The sequence below is a fragment of the Streptomyces sp. NPDC052301 genome, assembly GCF_044593395.1.
Lineage (GTDB): Bacteria > Actinomycetota > Actinomycetes > Streptomycetales > Streptomycetaceae > Streptomyces.
In genome coordinates this window covers 1-15,640 of record NZ_JBIUBE010000018.1, presented here as the reverse complement: position 1 = coordinate 15,640, position 15,640 = coordinate 1, and the positions used below count along the sequence as shown (strand labels likewise).

Annotated in this window: 15 protein-coding genes and 1 pseudogene; 7 read left to right on the top strand and 9 right to left on the bottom strand. The window is 71.6% G+C overall.

The annotated features are described in order from the left end of the window. Positions 1-368: 368 nt before the first annotated feature. From ACIHEJ_RS35510 to ACIHEJ_RS35500, 3 genes are all read right to left on the bottom strand, one after another. Positions 369-902 carry a hypothetical protein gene (locus ACIHEJ_RS35510; RefSeq protein WP_400141729.1) on the bottom strand — a complete coding sequence of 178 codons (534 nt, stop codon included), beginning with the start codon at positions 900-902 and terminating at the stop codon, positions 369-371. A 327-nt stretch (positions 903-1,229) separates the two neighbouring features. Beyond that, positions 1,230-1,574, bottom strand: a complete 345-nt coding sequence (locus tag ACIHEJ_RS35505; protein WP_400141728.1) for an ANTAR domain-containing protein — start codon at positions 1,572-1,574, stop codon at positions 1,230-1,232. A gap of 565 nt (positions 1,575-2,139) precedes the next feature. Continuing rightward, complete coding sequence (locus ACIHEJ_RS35500) at positions 2,140-3,924, bottom strand: trypsin-like serine protease (RefSeq protein ID WP_400141727.1); 1,785 nt, start codon at positions 3,922-3,924, stop codon at positions 2,140-2,142. 1,201 nt (positions 3,925-5,125) lie between these two features. Between ACIHEJ_RS35500 and ACIHEJ_RS35495 the strand changes: the two genes are divergently transcribed. The 5 genes from ACIHEJ_RS35495 to ACIHEJ_RS35475 all read left to right on the top strand — a co-directional run bounded on the left by ACIHEJ_RS35495 (position 5,126) and on the right by ACIHEJ_RS35475 (position 8,442). Continuing rightward, complete coding sequence (locus tag ACIHEJ_RS35495; protein ID WP_400141726.1) at positions 5,126-5,464, top strand: MerR family transcriptional regulator; 339 nt, start codon at positions 5,126-5,128, stop codon at positions 5,462-5,464. 230 nt (positions 5,465-5,694) lie between these two features. Then, the gene (locus ACIHEJ_RS35490; protein WP_361245524.1) at positions 5,695-5,898 is read left to right on the top strand and encodes a cold-shock protein; all 204 of its coding nucleotides are present in this window, start codon (positions 5,695-5,697) and stop codon (positions 5,896-5,898) included. Positions 5,899-6,075: 177 nt separating this feature from the next. Next, positions 6,076-7,608, top strand: a complete 1,533-nt coding sequence (locus ACIHEJ_RS35485) for a DEAD/DEAH box helicase (protein ID WP_400141725.1) — start codon at positions 6,076-6,078, stop codon at positions 7,606-7,608. An 80-nt stretch (positions 7,609-7,688) separates the two neighbouring features. Next, on the top strand, positions 7,689-8,087 hold the full coding sequence (locus ACIHEJ_RS35480; RefSeq protein WP_400141724.1) for a hypothetical protein: 399 nt from the start codon (positions 7,689-7,691) through the stop codon (positions 8,085-8,087). Between the two features lie 67 nt (positions 8,088-8,154). Then, positions 8,155-8,442: an SCO5918 family protein gene (locus ACIHEJ_RS35475; RefSeq protein WP_400141723.1), complete on the top strand. Its 288-nt coding sequence runs from the start codon at positions 8,155-8,157 to the stop codon at positions 8,440-8,442. 415 nt (positions 8,443-8,857) lie between these two features. Here ACIHEJ_RS35475 and ACIHEJ_RS35470 read toward each other — a convergent pair whose 3' ends face one another. From ACIHEJ_RS35470 to ACIHEJ_RS35460, 3 genes are all read right to left on the bottom strand, one after another. Continuing rightward, entirely contained in the window at positions 8,858-9,295 is a 438-nt protein-coding gene (locus tag ACIHEJ_RS35470) for a lamin tail domain-containing protein (RefSeq protein ID WP_400141722.1), read from the bottom strand. Between the two features lie 423 nt (positions 9,296-9,718). After that, a complete protein-coding gene (locus tag ACIHEJ_RS35465; protein WP_400141721.1) occupies positions 9,719-10,087 on the bottom strand; it encodes a hypothetical protein in 369 nt (122 codons plus the stop codon). A gap of 192 nt (positions 10,088-10,279) precedes the next feature. Continuing rightward, a complete protein-coding gene (locus tag ACIHEJ_RS35460) occupies positions 10,280-11,311 on the bottom strand; it encodes a medium chain dehydrogenase/reductase family protein (protein WP_400141720.1) in 1,032 nt (343 codons plus the stop codon). A gap of 98 nt (positions 11,312-11,409) precedes the next feature. On the opposite strand from ACIHEJ_RS35460, the gene ACIHEJ_RS35455 reads away from it, so the two are divergent. Beyond that, entirely contained in the window at positions 11,410-12,066 is a 657-nt protein-coding gene (locus tag ACIHEJ_RS35455; RefSeq protein ID WP_400141719.1) for a TetR/AcrR family transcriptional regulator, read from the top strand. A gap of 271 nt (positions 12,067-12,337) precedes the next feature. On the opposite strand, the gene ACIHEJ_RS35450 is transcribed toward ACIHEJ_RS35455, so the two are convergent. Continuing rightward, a complete protein-coding gene (locus tag ACIHEJ_RS35450; protein WP_400141718.1) occupies positions 12,338-12,550 on the bottom strand; it encodes an ANTAR domain-containing protein in 213 nt (70 codons plus the stop codon). Between the two features lie 289 nt (positions 12,551-12,839). Here ACIHEJ_RS35450 and ACIHEJ_RS35445 point away from each other — a divergent pair, with 289 nt between their 5' ends. Then, on the top strand, positions 12,840-14,237 hold the full coding sequence (locus ACIHEJ_RS35445) for an FAD-binding oxidoreductase (protein WP_400141717.1): 1,398 nt from the start codon (positions 12,840-12,842) through the stop codon (positions 14,235-14,237). A 32-nt stretch (positions 14,238-14,269) separates the two neighbouring features. Here ACIHEJ_RS35445 and ACIHEJ_RS35440 read toward each other — a convergent pair whose 3' ends face one another. Both ACIHEJ_RS35440 and ACIHEJ_RS35435 read right to left on the bottom strand, forming a co-directional pair. Further along, the gene (locus tag ACIHEJ_RS35440; RefSeq protein WP_400141716.1) at positions 14,270-15,112 is read right to left on the bottom strand and encodes an ABC transporter permease; all 843 of its coding nucleotides are present in this window, start codon (positions 15,110-15,112) and stop codon (positions 14,270-14,272) included. Next, a pseudogene (locus tag ACIHEJ_RS35435) lies at positions 15,109-15,640 on the bottom strand (ABC transporter ATP-binding protein); the annotation flags it as partial. The pseudogene ACIHEJ_RS35435 and the gene ACIHEJ_RS35440, both read right to left, overlap by 4 nt.

Genomic DNA, 15,640 nt, shown 5'->3' with positions numbered 1-15,640 from the left:
GCGGTTCGCGGTTCGCGGAAGCCTCGCCGGGGAAGCGGACCCCACCACTTGTCACCGGGAATGACGCACTCGCGGGGATGCGCGCAGCATCTCCACGAGCGCGAGTCCGCCAAGCTGCGGTCCCAACCGGACGTTCCACCTGCTGAGTACCCGGGCGGCGGGCAGGAAACCCACTCTGCGAGGACGAAGCCACCGATGCGGCGCCTATTTCTCCGTGGCCGGCCTCGGCTTCTCACTCCGCGCCGGCTGATGCCCTGCGACCGCATCGGGGTGCTGAGTCCCGCCTCTCCGAGACGTGCGACGGGCACTGTCAGGTCCGCCCCCGCCCCCGGGCGCTCGAATCGACCGGGCTGCGGGCGCCTGGACGGTCAGCGGTCGAGGACCAGGACGCGGCAGGGGGCGTGCCGAGGCGTCGCGCGGGTGCCTGGTACGGGTGACCGCCATCCCCAGGACCGCAGGGCCCGCAGGGTCTGCACGTCGCCGCGGGCCACCAACGTGACGCCAAGCACCGCGTCATGGTCGGTCAGGAGCCGTCGCTGCAGGCGCCGGGCCAGATTCCAGTCATGGCCCGGGTGCTGGGCGCGTACCGAGGGCCGGACGACGATCGCGGAGACGGCGAAGAGACTCCCGGACACGGCGATCCGGCGCAGGGCGGCGGGAAGGCACCGGTCGAGACCGGGCCACCGGGGGCCGTCGTCACTCACGGGGAAGCCGTAGGCGTATCCCGTCATGGTGGTGGCCTGGGCGATCAGCAGGGCGAAGCCCGGTCGCCGCAGATCCGTCGCGAGTCGGCGAAGGAACAGGCCGCGTCCCTCGTTCCAGTGCCACGGGCCTCCTCCGGAACTCTCCGCGTACAGGTCGCCGAGTTCCACCAGCCGGTCCGCGACCTGGCAACGGGTCAAGGGGTGGAGGCACTCCCCCACCCCGGGCGATGCGCCCTTACCCCTGGTGCGCGGTCGCTCGCCCCGCTCGAGGTGCGGTACCGCGTCCTGCCCTGCGGCCGCCGACGCGGACCGGTCCGGTGCGTGCTCAGTCATGGAACGAACCCAGCCCCGGGGGACGGACGGAACCGCAGCCCGGCGTCGTCGAGCGCCGAGAACGGCAACGGCCCGAAGCCGGTGCGCGGAAAGCCCTCGGTGAACCCACCGTACTCCGGTGGCACAGGCGCACGACGGCGGTGGCCGGGAGGGAGTGGCGCGCTGACGGGCAACGGCAATCCCTTGCCCGTTTCAGGCGGATCGTGCGGTGGACAGAGCGGCGTCCAGTGCGTGCCGGATCTCGTCGGGCAGACTCTCGCTGGACGTCCAGTCCACGATCTGTTCGGCGACCTGCCGCAGCTTGATGTTGGTGGTCTGCGAGACCTGCCGCAGGATTTCGAAGCCCTGGTCGGGGCGGAGACCACCGACGGCGATGACCACGCCGATCGCCTGGTCGACCACGGCGTGCGAGACGACGGCGTTGTGCAACTGGCCGATCTCGTTCTGCAGCTCACCGATCTTGTTGAGGAGGTCCTCCCGGCCGGGGAGCGGGCGCGCTCCGACCCGGACGGCGGGGTCGTTCTGCGGATGGAACATCGCGATCACATCCCTGACAGCGGATATTCCGCTCGGGAGGCTGCCGCACGAGCGGAAAGTGAGGACGACATCTCCACTATTACCCCGACCTCCCCTTCGGGTGCATCCGTGTCCGGACCCGCCGCGCCGTCGCCCGGCGACGTCACACCCCTCCGACCGTCCGCCGCAGGCCACCTGCGAGTTCGCTCGGCGACCGGTCACCGTCGGTCGATCACCTTCCGCGGTGCACGGCAGCGGATGGCCGGGATGGCCGGTCCCGCCCGACGGGCGGGTTGCGCGCGACGGGGAAATCCGTCACGGCGGGCCCACATGCCCGCCGAGAACGCCTCGGTCGCCGGCCACCTCGACGACGATGGCTGTCCCGCAAGCAGGAGGGTGGAGGAGCTGACGTGTTCGTGTGGCCGGGGCCCGCGCTCTTGGGTGCGGGCCCCGGCTCATTGATCTTCCGGGTTTTCCAGACCGCCGGCCGTCCCCCGCCTCAGCACCACGAGGCCCGGCTCTTCTTTCTTCTTCGGCTCGTTCCTGCGGATCCTCGTGCGGTCACGGCCGCTGGACGGAATCCACGTCAGCCGAAGAGGTTGTACTGCTGCCAGCCGGTGCCGATCGTCACAGGGGTGCTGAAGATGTCGGACGTGGCCTTGCCCGTGCCCGGGTACAGATAGAGCGTGCCGGCCGGGGTGCGGGCGACGAGGTCGGCCCTGCCGTCCCCGGTGATGTCGCCGACGGCGTCGAACGCGTTGAACTGGCCCCACGTGCGGACGTGGATCCGGGCGCCGAATGCGCCGGAACCGGACTTGCCGGTGCCCGGGTAGAGGTAGACGTAGGAGTTGCTGCTGCTGCGGGCGATCAGGTCGGCCTTGCCGTCGCCGGTGAAGTCGCCGTGGCCGAGCAGCAGGTTGTACTGGTTCCAGCCGCTGCCGACCGCGACCGGCGAGCCGAAGGTGCCGTTGCCGAGGCCGGGGTAGATGTAGAGGATGCCGCTCGCCGTCACCGACAGCAGGTCGGGCAGGGCGTCACCGGTGACATCGCCGGGTGCGGCGATCCTCGTACGGGTGGACCAGTTGCCGAAGACCAGGGTGGTGGCCCAACTGTCGGTCGCCGGTATGTAGTGCCGCCAGTAGACGGCGCCGGTGGAGGCGCGCCGGATGACCTGGTCCTGGTAGCCGTCCCGGTTGAGGTCGCTCTGCAGGATGACGTTCTTGTCGCTGTAAGAGCCCCAGGAGATCCGCGTGGCGAAGGACGTGCCCTTGGAGTCGTACTCGTAGCCGGTGTTGTCGGAGGCACGGCGCACGAACAGGTCGGCGTCGGCGTCGCCGCTCAGGTTGGTGTCGTCGACGCGCGGGTAGGCCGCGCCGACGTACGTGCTCACCTTCGTGAAGACGCTGTACGAGCCGGAGGCCACGCAGTCCTCGACGCCCCAGGAGACGACGCCGACGATCCTGCCGCCGACGATCAGCGGTCCGCCCGAGTCACCGTTGCAGGCGGCGACGGTGCCGCTGTCCGATCCGGTGCCCGGGGTGCCCGCGCAGACCATGTGGCCCGCGACGAAGTCGGTGGTGTAGGCGCCGGAGCAGGTGGTGTCGGCGACCATGGGCAGGGTCGCGGTGCGCAGCGTCTGCGAGATGTCGTCGCTGGTGGAGCTGGTGCGGCCCCAGCCGTACACGGTGGCGCTGGTGCCCGCCGTGTAGGACGAGGTGTCGTCCGACGTGGTGATGTTGATCGGCTTGGCGCTGACCGGGTTCGGCAGCGTCAGGACCGCGATGTCGTTGTCGATCGTGGTCATGTTGAACGACGGGTGGTTCCACTGCCGCCAGACACCGGAGACGGTGCCTCCGTGCAGGTCGACCGAGCCGTCGCCGTTGTCGGTCGGCAGCTGGTCGGTGCCGGTGACGATCGTGCCGTTGGCGTGCCAGTCGTAGCCCTTGACGCAGTGCGCGGCGGTGAGGATCTTCGTCGGGGACACGACCGAGCCGCCGCAGAAGAAGCCGGTGTCGTCCGCGGTGTCGCTGGTGCCCTTGTCGTCGTAGTACCAGAGCTGCGCCATCCACGGAGCCTTGGCGATCGTGGTCTCCGTGCCACCGATGATCTTCGGGTCGGCGGTGGAGGACGAGGACGTGGCGGTCGGCGTAGCGGTGGTCGGCGTCGCGGTGGTCGGCGTCGCGGTGGTCGCGGACGGCTCGGACCGCTTCTGCGAGGTCTGCTCGGTGCGCAGTGCGCCCTTCACACGGGCCGTCAACTGCGCCTGCGAGGCGACCGTGGCCTTCGCCGGGGCGGGGGTGGGAACGGTGGTGGGGGAAGCGTGGGCGGACGTCAGAGAGAGGACGCCGGCGAAGGCGGCGGCAAGCGCCACGGCAGCGGGAACGATTCTCCGCGCCCGTCTCCTGCGTCTTGCGCCCCCGTTGGCCCTGTGGGCAGAGAACACTCAGGTCTCCCGTCGGTGAAAGGGGTTGACTCGCACGCGGACAGGGAGAAAGCCGCCGGCTGACGGGCAGCTCGCGGATACTGCCAACTGGCTCGGGACCTGCACGGTCCCGGGATTCCGTTCCCCGCCCGGCGGCCGCCCGATCGTAGGACCGGTCGGGAATTGCCCCCGGGACCAGCTGGGAAACGGGTGCGGAACAACCGCTCAAGGATGTGCAAAGTCAGCCGGGTTGGCGAAATCGCGGGGCCCGTCCTGCCCCTCGTCCTTCGACGGGCCGGAGGGCGGCAGTGCCCACGCCATGCGCAACCCCAGGTCAGTGACCTGGAGGTGCTGTCGTTCAGCCGGTGGCCGCAGTGGTGCCGTTCGGGACGCCGAGGCCGGGTCCGTCCCGGAGGAGGAGGCCTTCGACGTGCTGCGTCGCTCTTTGCAGGAGAAGAGCACCACACTGCGCGAAGTCGCCCGCCGTACCGGCGAGCGCGGCCGGGTGCAGGGCCCTGACGGCGGCTCCCCCGGCACATCGTCCGGACCGGGGGAACCTCAGCCGGACCGGCCCCCATGGGGAGTGCCGCCGACCCAGCCTGCCGACCGAGTCCCCCCGGACGGCCGTGTCGATGCCCGCCCGTCCCGCGAAGGGCGCCACGTCGTGGGCTGCCGCCGGGTGCCGTGCGCGGGCGACCCGGGCTCCGGGCTCGGCAGGGTTCGACCGTGGATGCTCATCGTGTCCGTCACCTCGCTGACCTGCGGGCAGGTGCCGGAGTCGCGCTCCCCTGCGAGTGAGACGACGATCCGGTGCGGGGGACGGCTGACGCCGAAACGACAGCAGATCATGGTGAAACCACCGTTCGGGATCAACGCCCGTCACGGTCCCCTGCCGGAAGAAGGCCGTCGGGCGTGTGGCGTACCGGTGCCGCGCACACCGCGCCCGGGCGCGCCCGCGCCGGGGTCGTGACCCTGAATCATGTGCATGCTGTGCGGGCTCTGCCTCGATACGGAAATCTGTCGCGGCGGGGCCACATCTGCGCGCCTGCCGGAGTTAGGGTTGGCGTTCGAGGCAGATGGTGCTGGTCACGGGAGCACGGGTGCCACGTACGCCGGGATCACCCGCCGCGTCCCCCGAAACGAAGGTGTCATGCCCGCTGAGAACGCCGCCGGTGCCGGCAGCCTCGACGACGACTACTACCCCGCCTACACCATGGGGCGCGCCGCCGACGTGCTCGGTACCACCCCCGCCTTCCTCCGGGCCGTCGGCGAAGCCGGGCTGATCACTCCACTGCGTTCGGAAGGCGGTCACCGCCGGTACTCCCGCCACCAGTTGCGGACCGCCGCCCGAGCCCGGGAGCTGGTCGACCAGGGCACTCCCGTCGAGGCCGCGTGCCGCATCGTCTCCCTCGAGGACCAGCTCGACGACGCGCTCCGCCTGAACCGGGAAATGCGTCGGAGGCTGGGCGAGCACGGTACGCATATCTAGTCCCGCCGGTACAGAAATGCGACCTCCCGCGGACTGAGAATCACCGGACACCGACAAATATGCTGCACCGTTTCCGTGCGGCCTGTGTTAGCGTGATAGCAGTTGCAGTTTTGGTTGCCAGAGGTTTTTCTTTGCAAAGCTTTCCGGGATCTTTCCGGAGGGGTGATCATCGCGGCGACTCGGCTCCGTAAAGTGCGGAGTCCGGCACTGCCCCCCAAGGGAGATTCAATATGGCATCTGGCACCGTGAAGTGGTTCAACGCGGAAAAGGGCTTCGGCTTCATCGAGCAGGACGGCGGCGGCGCTGACGTGTTCGCCCACTACTCGAACATCGCTACCAACGGCTTCCGCGAGCTTCAGGAAGGCCAGAAGGTGACCTTCGACGTCACGCAGGGCCAGAAGGGCCCGCAGGCCGAGAACATCGTTCCCGCCTGACGCTGACGCGATCTTCGCGAGCCAGTGGTTCGCGCATCATGAGGCTGGGGCCCGCACTCTTGGGGTGCGGGCCCCAGCTCATTTGTTTTTTCCGTTCGGCTCATTCTTGCGAATCCTCGCGCGGTCCTCACCGCTGGACGGAATTCCTCGATACGCCGCATCGAGGAAGGTTCACCCATGAACCGCACCCGTCGCACCGGCGGCACTCCCGGGGGATTCCACGCGGACAGAAGGTCTGGGCGTCCGGCGGGCTCAGCCCGCTCAGGCTCCACACGCTCGACGAGCTCCCCTTCCCGCAGCCGTTTCCCCACGCAGGGATCGGGCAGTCAGGGCGCACGCTCCACTCCGCGCCGCCAGGAGTTCGCCCTGCCGGTCACCCTGACCGAACCACTGCCGGCGGTGGAGACGTTCGCCGAACTGGACATGCCCGCAAGGCTGCTGGCCGCGCTCGGCGCCGAGGGCCTGACCGTGCCCTTCCCGATCCAGGCGGCCACACTGCCGAACGCGCTGGCGGGCCGGGACGTCCTGGGCCGGGGCCGTACGGGCTCGGGCAAGACACTCGCCTTCGGCCTGCCGCTGCTGGCCCGCCTCGACGGGCAGCGGGCCCAGCCCAAGCAGCCGCTCGCCCTCGTCCTCGTCCCCACCCGGGAACTGGCCCAGCAGGTCACCGACGCGCTCGCCCCGTACGCCCGCGCCCTGCGGCTGCGCCTCACCACCGTGGTGGGCGGCATGCCGATCGGCCGCCAGGCGAGCGCCCTGCGCGGCGGCACCGAAGTCGTCGTCGCCACGCCCGGCCGGCTCAAGGACCTCATCGAGCGGGGAGCCTGCCGACTGGACCACGTCGCCGTCACCGTCCTGGACGAGGCCGACCAGATGGCCGACATGGGCTTCATGCCGCAGGTGACCGCACTGCTCGGCCAAGTCCCCGCCCGTGGCCAGCGGTTGCTGTTCTCGGCCACGCTGGACCGCAACATCGACCTCCTGGTGCGCCGCTACCTGCACGACCCCGTGGTGCATTCGGTCGACCCGTCGGCCGGAGCGGTCACCACCATGGAGCACCATCTGCTGCACGTGCGCGATGCCGACAAGGACACCGCCGCGACCGAGATCGCCGCCCGCGACGGACGCGTGATCATGTTCCTGGACACCAAGCACGCCGTGGACCGGCTCGCCGCGCACCTGCTGTCCGTCGGCGTACGCGCCTCGGCCCTGCACGGCGGCAAGTCCCAGTCGCAGCGCACCCGGACACTCGCCCAGTTCAAGGACGGCCAGGTCACGGTCCTGGTGGCGACCAACGTCGCCGCCCGCGGAATCCACGTCACGGGCCTCGACCTCGTCGTGAACGTGGACCCTCCCGGCGACCACAAGGACTACCTGCACCGAGGCGGCCGTACCGCCCGCGCCGGCGAGTCCGGCACCGTCGTCACCCTCGTCCTGCCGCACCAGCGGCGCGCGGTGGACCGGCTGATGACCGAAGCCGGCATCACAGCGAGTACCGCCCGGATCCGTCCGGGCGAGGCCGAGCTGCAGCGCATCACCGGTGCCCGGATTCCCTCCGGTGTGCCCATCACCCTCACCGCGCCGGCCGACGGGCGAGGCGCGGGCAAGGGATCCGCCGGCCGGGGCCGCGGGGGCCGGGCCACCGACCGTAAGGGGAGCGGTCCGGCCGCCACCCGGGTACGTCGCTCCGCCCCGAGGACCAACCCATAGCCGGGGCAGGGGGGATGCGCCCTCAGCAGTCAGGCCGAGACGTCGCCCGTCCGGTACGTCCCGACGACGAGGAGAACCCCTTGACGCCGACTCCGCCCCGAACACAGCGGGCCGACGGCACCGGCCTGGCCGCCCGCGACGCCATGCACGCGCCCGGACCGCAGGTCGAGGACCACATGGCGGTCGACGTGGCCCTGTCCGTGCTCATCGGGGCCCGCGTCCCGCACCTGCTCCTCCGGGACGAGGACGGACGGTGCGCGGGCCTGGTCACCCGGGCCCAGCTCGCCGCGCACCGCGGCGGCTCGTGGTACAGCGACCGGACGCGGCTGCGGGACATCCCGCTCGACCGCGGACCGTTCACCTCGTCCATGGCCGCGCTCGGCGAGGCGGAAGCCGCCATGCGGGTCCGGGCCCTCGACGTGTCCCCCGTGATCGACGAGCACGGCTACGCCCTGGGCGTCCTCGCTCTCACGCCCTGACCGCCTTCCGACCGCCGTCACACGGCCGGGTTCTCCGGCGTCCTTCCCCACCCCTGTGGAGGCTTCCATGCGCTGTGTCATCGCCCGCTTCCCCTTCGACCTGATCAAGAGTGAGGTCGAGCAGTCGATGAGCGGGATCACGCCCGAACCGGTCAGCGGCGTGTCCGTGACCATCGGCCGTCGCGCCTACCCCGTGATGCAGGTCGGAGAGGTGATCACCCGGCTGAATCGCCGGGACTTCACGACGAGTGAGATGCGCCGGGCATTGGACCGCCTCGGCTTCACCTGCCATGAGGCGCGCCCGGTCATGCCGGCCCGTGACGTACACGCCGGCGAGGATGCGCTCGGTTGGTGACGCTTTCCGGGGCGACGGCGGGTCGTGCGCCGTTCGCGGGTTGGAAGACCGCAGACGTGGCACCCGGCCTGCGAGCGGGCCGGACGCGCGACCGTGTCCGTAGGGGCCGACGGTTCGGCAAGGAGCCGCAAGCCGCACGAGGCCGGTACGGCCCGCTCCGCCCGGTTGTCGCCGCCAGGCTGCCCGGCGACAACCGGTGCGGCCCGCTCCGCGGCGGGACAGCTGTTCACGTGGGGTAGTTGACCGCGCAGCTCTCGTCGCCCGCCGCACGAGAAACCCCCAGGCCACAGGCCTGGGGGTCTGTACTTCATCCGCGGACCTGCGCGTCGGGACGGAAGCCGCCGGGTGGTGTGTCACTCGCCCGGGACAGCGTCACACCGTCCGGCACCGTCGAGGGCGCGCCGGTGACGACGCGTCAGCGGTGGGAGCGCCGGCCCCAGGAGGCGGTGTCGACGAGACGGCCGTGGTCGTTGCGCAGGGTCGCCGTGTCGAACCGGTCCCACACGGACTTGCGGCGGTCCTGGTACAGGTCGGTACGGCTGTCGCGGCCGAAGCCGGTGTGGACGCGGACGGACGACCGCCCGGCGAGGCGGTAGTGGTCGAAGGTGTAGGTGTGGCCGTCCCGGTCGGAGAGGGTCCAGCCGTCGAGGTTGACCGCCTCACGGGAGTCGTTGGTGAGGGCCACCCACTCCCGGTCCAGGGCCCGGTCGGAGCGGTCCCGGTCCGAGCGGGTCTGCACCCCGGTGATGTGCACCCAGCTGTGGTGCGCCCGGGGCGCCGGGTGGTCGGCGGCGGCGGCCGGCAGTGCGACGGCACCCACGGCGGCGGCCGCCACGGCGGCAATGGCTGTCATGCGGCGCACGGAAGCGGAAACAGTCACGAGGATCTCCCTACAGAGGTCCAGCACCTTGCAGGCGCCACCGACGCCGAAGCGTCGTGGGCCGACGGTGGTGCGCGGTGCGAATGGCGGCCGACTGGCCGCGCACTCACACCTTGCAAGCCGAGTGGCCGGTTTGTGGGGAGGATGTGTCGGTCATTACCGTTTCAACATATTCCGGTGACAGACAACTGCATCGTCCATATATTTCCCGAACTCCCTGATTGACCTTTTATCAGCCACGGCCGCCGCGCCAGCACCGACTTCTGCGGCACGGGGCCCCGGCCCGCCGCTCACCGCTCCGGGCACACCTTCACCCGAAAGTGAGTAACAGCGGTCGGGCCCGCCGGAACGGACCAGTACATCCGGCCGCCGTCATCGCCTCCCCCGCCGACCGGGTCAGTCGGGCACGCAGCCGAACCAGTTCACCGTGGCGTTGTCGGCGGTGTAGCCCAGGCACCTGATGGTCGCGTGGCGCAGGGTCTCGGTCCGGTCGACGTCGCCGTTCAGGTACGCCGCCTTGTAGTGGGGCTGTACGAGGGTGTCGATCTCGACGGTGTACCAGCGGCGCTTGGTGGCCGGCATGCTGCAGCGGTGGCCGGTCACGTTGCGACTGGGGCCGTCACTCCATATGGGCCGCTCGGCGCGGGCGCAGTGGGCGCCCGCGGGTTCGGCGCCGGCGGTACCGGCGCCCATGCCGAGCAAGGTCGTGGCGCCCGTGGTCACCGCCGCGGTGGCGCCGAGCAGGCGCCTCAGAGCCGGGTTCATCGATGGATCCTCCTGCCAGCCGTGGTGACCACCTGTAGTGTCCGGGTCACCTTGGGCTGATAATCACACTTATCCGACGGATCCGGCGCGGTGGTCGGCGGTGCAGTCCCCCGTCCCGGTGACGGCGGTGATGCCGATGCAGCAGGCACGCGGGCCGGGCGAGTACCTGGGACCACCTGCCGCCACCCCGCGCTACGGGTTCAGGACGACCTTTCCGGCGACCGTGCCGGACTCGGCCAGCCGCAGGGCGTCCGCGGCGCGGGTGAGCGGCAGCCGGGCGGCGATCTGGGCGCTGACCTCCCCGCGCTGGAACGCGGCGAAGACCTGGGTGAGGTCGGCCCGGAGCCGGGAGCGGAACCGGTTCCTGGCCAGCGCCCGGCCGGCCCAGACGTTGAAGAAGCAGGCGCTGCGGCGGTTGGGCAGCGCGTTCCACAGCCACACCCGGAACAGGAGCTTGAGGACGGGCCACTGCTTGGACCCCTCGGCGTCACGGGTGGCGGCGCTGCCGTACGAGACGAGCGTGCCGCCGGGGGCGAGGAGGCGCCAGGAGTCGACGATGCCGCGGCCGCCGACGTGGTCGAAGACGGCGTCCACCCCGCGCGGGGCGAGTGCGCGGATGCGTGCGGCGACGTCGTCGCCGCGGTAGTCGACCGGGACGACCCCCCGCTCCCGCAGGGCGTCGTGGTGGCGTGCGGACGCCGTGCCGATCACACGGGCCCCCGCGGCACGGGCGAGCTGCACCAGGACCGAGCCGACGCCGCCGTTGGCGCCGTGCACCACGACGGTGTGCCCGGCGCGGACCCGGGCCTTGCGGTGCAGCATCTGCCAGGCGGTGATGCCGTTGACGACGAGGGTCTCCGCCTCCGCGGCACCGATCCCGTCGGGCACCGGCACCACGTCCGCCGCGTCGACGAGCACGTGACTGGCCCAGCCGCCGACCTTGACCAGCGCGGCGACCCGGGTGCCGGCCAGGCCGGGGTCGACGCCCTCGCCGGTCGCCAGCACCGTGCCGACCAGGTCGTAGCCGGGTACGAACGGGAAGGCCGGCTGGTCGTAGTAGCGACCGCGGCGCATCTGCTGCTCGGCGAAGGAGACGCCGGTGGCCTCCATCCGGATCACGACCTGGCCGGGACCGGCGGTGGGGACGGCCCCGTGCCGGATCTGCAGCCCCTCCGGCTCGACCTTGCCCGGCAGGACGACCTCGACGAGTGCTTCGGCGTTCATGGTGACCTCCACCGCTCGATTACTTGGCATCGCGTTCGTTAGAAGTTGTAACGCACTGGCCGCGGAAGTGTCAATAACTTCAGTGATACCCTCTAACCATGGTGAGCCAGGATGCGAAGACCCCGCGCGAGCGCTACCGCGCCCAGGTGCGTACGGAGATCAAGGAGCGCGCGTGGGAGCAGATCGCCACGGCGGGCGCGTCCGCGCTGTCCCTCAACGCGATCGCCAAGCGGATGGGCATGAGCGGACCCGCGCTGTACCGGTACTTCGCCAGCCGGGACGAGCTGATCACCGAGCTCGTCAGGGACGCGTACCGCAGCCTCGCCGACACCGTCCGCGCGGCTGCGGAGACCGGCGCCGACGTACGCGCACTGGGGTACGCCCTGCGGGGATGGGCCCTGGCGGACCCGCAGCGCTACTTCCTCGTCTACGGCACGCCGGTCCCCGGCTACCACGCGCCCGACGACATCACCGCGATCGCGTCCGAGATCATGGCGGTCCTCCTGGACGCCTGCGCCGCACTGCCCCCGGACGGCCCCGCGGCACCCTTCGAGACGCACCTCGGAGCCCACCGGGACTGGGCGGCCGGCCACCCCGCCCCGCCCGCCGCCCTGCACCGGGCCCTGACCTTCTGGACCCGGCTGCACGGCACCCTGTCCCTGGAACTCGCCGGGCACTTCACCGGGATGGGTTTCGATCCCGCACAGCTCTTCGCGGCCGAACTGGACGATCTGACGGGCCCGTCGCGCGGGTGACGTGACGCGGCCCGTACACCGGCCGCGCCCGCCGGCGTGCGGCGCCGCCTTCTCCCCTGGCGGACCAGTTCTGTTGATCGGCGGGGCGGGGGACCGGGCTGGCAGGTGGAGTGAGCCAGGTCCGACCGCGCTCAGTGGAGAGCATCGTGACGGAGCACGGCAGCCCATCCGACGGTGACCTGGACATGTCGGCGGCGGAGCGGCGGCGGGTGGTCGACGTCCTCGCGGAGGCTCTGCGTGACGTCCGGTGACGACCGCCGTCGCCGCTGCCTCAGCCCGGAGCGGTACGGGACAGCGCGGTGCCCAGGGCCCGGCGGGTCTCGTCGGGCAGCCGGCCGCCCCGCACCGCCGTCACCATCTGCTCGGCGACCGTCCGCAGCTTGACGTCGGTCCGCTGCGAGACCTCCTTGAGGACCGCGCAGCCCTGCTCGGGGCACAGCCCTTCGAGCGCGATGACCACGCCGGTCGCCTGGTCGATGGACACGCCTCATGCAGTGAGCCGCGTCCCCGAGAGACGGGCCACCCCCTCCAGAGCATCGGGCGCGTACCGGGTCGGAGGGCCGCGACGCGCCTGGGACGGAAGAACACTCCTGGGACAGGCGGACATGCGGGAGGGGACGGGCAGGCGGAGAATGGGGGCTGGTGGAGAGCTGCGCCCTGCCGCTCCTCGTCACCTGCGCGACGGATCCGCACCCCACGCCCTCGCAGCCCGCCCGGACGTCTCGCGCTCGCCTCCGTCCGCGTATCGCGCGCGTGAAGCGGAGGTGTTCCCCATGGGCGGTTTCAGCGCACCGGCTCTCGAGAGTCTGCGCGAGGCACTGCGGGGACCCGTCGTCGCCCCGGGAGACACCGGGTACGACGAGGCCCGCAGCATCTACAACGCCATGATCGACCGACGGCCGGCCGCGATCGCCGGCTGTGTCGACGTGGCGGACGTACGCGCCGTGCTCTCCTTCGCCCGGGACACCGGGACGGGGCCGGCGGTGCGCGGCGGTGGGCACAGCGGCCCGGGACTGTGCCTGGTCGACGACGGGCTGACGCTCGATCTGTCCCCGATGCGCTGGGCCCACGTCGATCCGGGGACCAGGACCGCCCGGGTGGGCGGCGGAACCCAGCTGGGCGACCTCGACCACGCGACGCACGCGTTCGGCCTGGCCACACCGGCCGGGATCATGTCGACCACCGGGGTCGGCGGGCTCACCCTCGGCGGCGGGCACGGCTACCTGACCCGCGCGTACGGCCTGACCATCGACAACCTGCTGTCCGCCGACGTCGTCCTCGCCGACGGCACCTTCGTCACCGCCTCCGAGGACGAGCACCCGGACCTGTTCTGGGCGCTGCGGGGCGGCGGCGGCAACTTCGGCGTCGTCACGTCCTTCACGTTGCGGCTGCACCCGGTGGACGCGGTCGGCGTCGCGATCACCGTGTGGCCCGTCGACCGGACCCGCGAGGTGCTCCAGTGGTACCGGGAGTTCCTGCCGGCCGCTCCGGAGGAGCTGTACGGGTTCTTCCTGCTGCTGACGGTCCCGCCCGGGCCGCCCTTCCCCGAGCCGATCCACGGCCGGAAGATGTGCGGCGTGGTGTGGTGCTACACCGGGGACCTGGCGGACGACCGGCTGGAGAAGGTGCTGACCGTGGTGAACGCGCCCGGGCCGCCCGCCTTCCACTTCACCACCCCGATGCCCTACCCGGCCCTGCAGACCATGTTCGACCAGCTGATCCCCAAGGGGCTGCAGTGGTACTGGCGCGGCGACTTCTTCGACGCCATCTCCGACGACGCCGTCGCGGTGCACGAGAAGTACGGCCAGAACCTCCCCACCGCCCTGTCGACGATGCACCTGTACCCGGTGGACGGGGCGACCCGCCGGACCGGCGCCGACGACACGGCCTGGGCCTACCGGGACGCCGTCTGGTCCGGCGTCGTCGCGGGAATCGACCCCGATCCGGCCAACGCCGGCCTGGTCCGCCAGTGGTGCGTCGACTACTGGTCCGACCTGCACCCCCACTCGATGGGCGGCGGCTACATCAACTTCCTGGGCGAGCAGGAGAGCGCCGACCGGGTCCGGGGGACGTACCGCGGGCACTACGACCGGCTGGCCGAGGTCAAGCGCGCCTACGACCCGGGCAACTTCTTCCGCGCCAACCAGAACATCCCGCCCGCGGCCCCCTGAGCGCGGGCGGGCGCGTGCCGTGTGAAGGGGTGTCAGGCGTCGCTGCGCACCAGCCGGTACGCCGCTCCCGCCAGCGCGAACGCCGACCAGCCGAGGAACACCAGCAGCCCGGCCCCGGGCGACAGCGTGGTGGTGTCGCGGGTCAGGGCGAACATCGACTCGCCCGCGTGGCTCGGCAGGTAGGGGCTGACGTCGTCCTGCCAGGAGCCGGGGAGCAGCGAGACGAGCCCCGGGACCAGCATCAGGCCGGCGACCAGCACCGAGATGCCGCCGGCCACCGAGCGCAGCAGCGCGCCCAGGGCGGTGCCGATCACTCCGACGAGGCCCAGGTAGAGCCCGGCGCCCAGCAGGCTGCGGACGACGCCCGCGTGGGAGAGGCCCAGTGCGGCGGGGGTTCCCGAGACGATGCCGCTGCCGGCCAGGAAGGCGGCGAACGCGCCGACGGTGCCGACGACCAGCGCGACCAGCCCGAGCACGGCCGCCTTGGCCCACAGCACGGGCAGCCGGCGCGGTACGGCCGCGAGCGTCGAGCGGATCATGCCGGTGGAGTACTCCCCCGCGGTGGCCAGCACACCGAGCACGCCGAGTGCGAGCTGGGCGAAGTTGGTGCCGAAGAGGGACAGGCTCACGGCCGTCGCGCGGGCGAAGTCCCGGTCCATGCGGGGGGTGCCGAACATGGTCTTGTAGCGGGTCGCGGCGATCAGCCCGAAGGCGACGAGGAAGAGCAGGCCGAGGGCGAGGGTGATCCAGGTGGAGCGCAGCGTCCAGAACTTGGCCCACTCCGAGGCCAGCACACGCCGTACGGTCACGCGGTAGGGGGGGCGGGCGGGAGGCGCGGTGCGGGGTGCCTCGGCGGCGGCGGTGAGCGTGCTCATGCTGTCCTCCCGGCGGTCCCGGCGAGATCGGCACCAGCGCCGTGCGTCGTGCTGCCGTGGTACTCGACGGCGTCCCGGGTCAGCTCCATGAACGCCTGCTCCAGGGAGACGGCCCGGGGGGTCAGTTCGAACAGCGGGATGCCGTGTTCCGCCGCCCTCAGCCCGATCTCGCGAGCGGTCAGGCCGGTCACCTTCAGCTCCTCGGAACCGCCCCGGCCGGTGATCTCCACGCCCGGCCCGGCCAGCACCTCCCGCAACCGGGCCGGGTCGCCGGTCGTCACCTTCACCGTGTCGCCGCCCGCCTCGCGGACCAGGTCCCGCACGGTGGTGTCGGCCAGCAGCCGCCCCCGCCCCACGACGATCAGGTGGTCCGCCACCTGCGCCACCTCGCTCATCAGATGGGAGGAGACGAACACCGTGCGCCCCTCGGCCGCCAGGGTGGTGAGCAGGTTGCGGATCCAGAGGACGCCCTCCGGGTCCAGTCCGTTGACCGGCTCGTCCAGCATCACGGTCTGCGGGTCGCCCAGC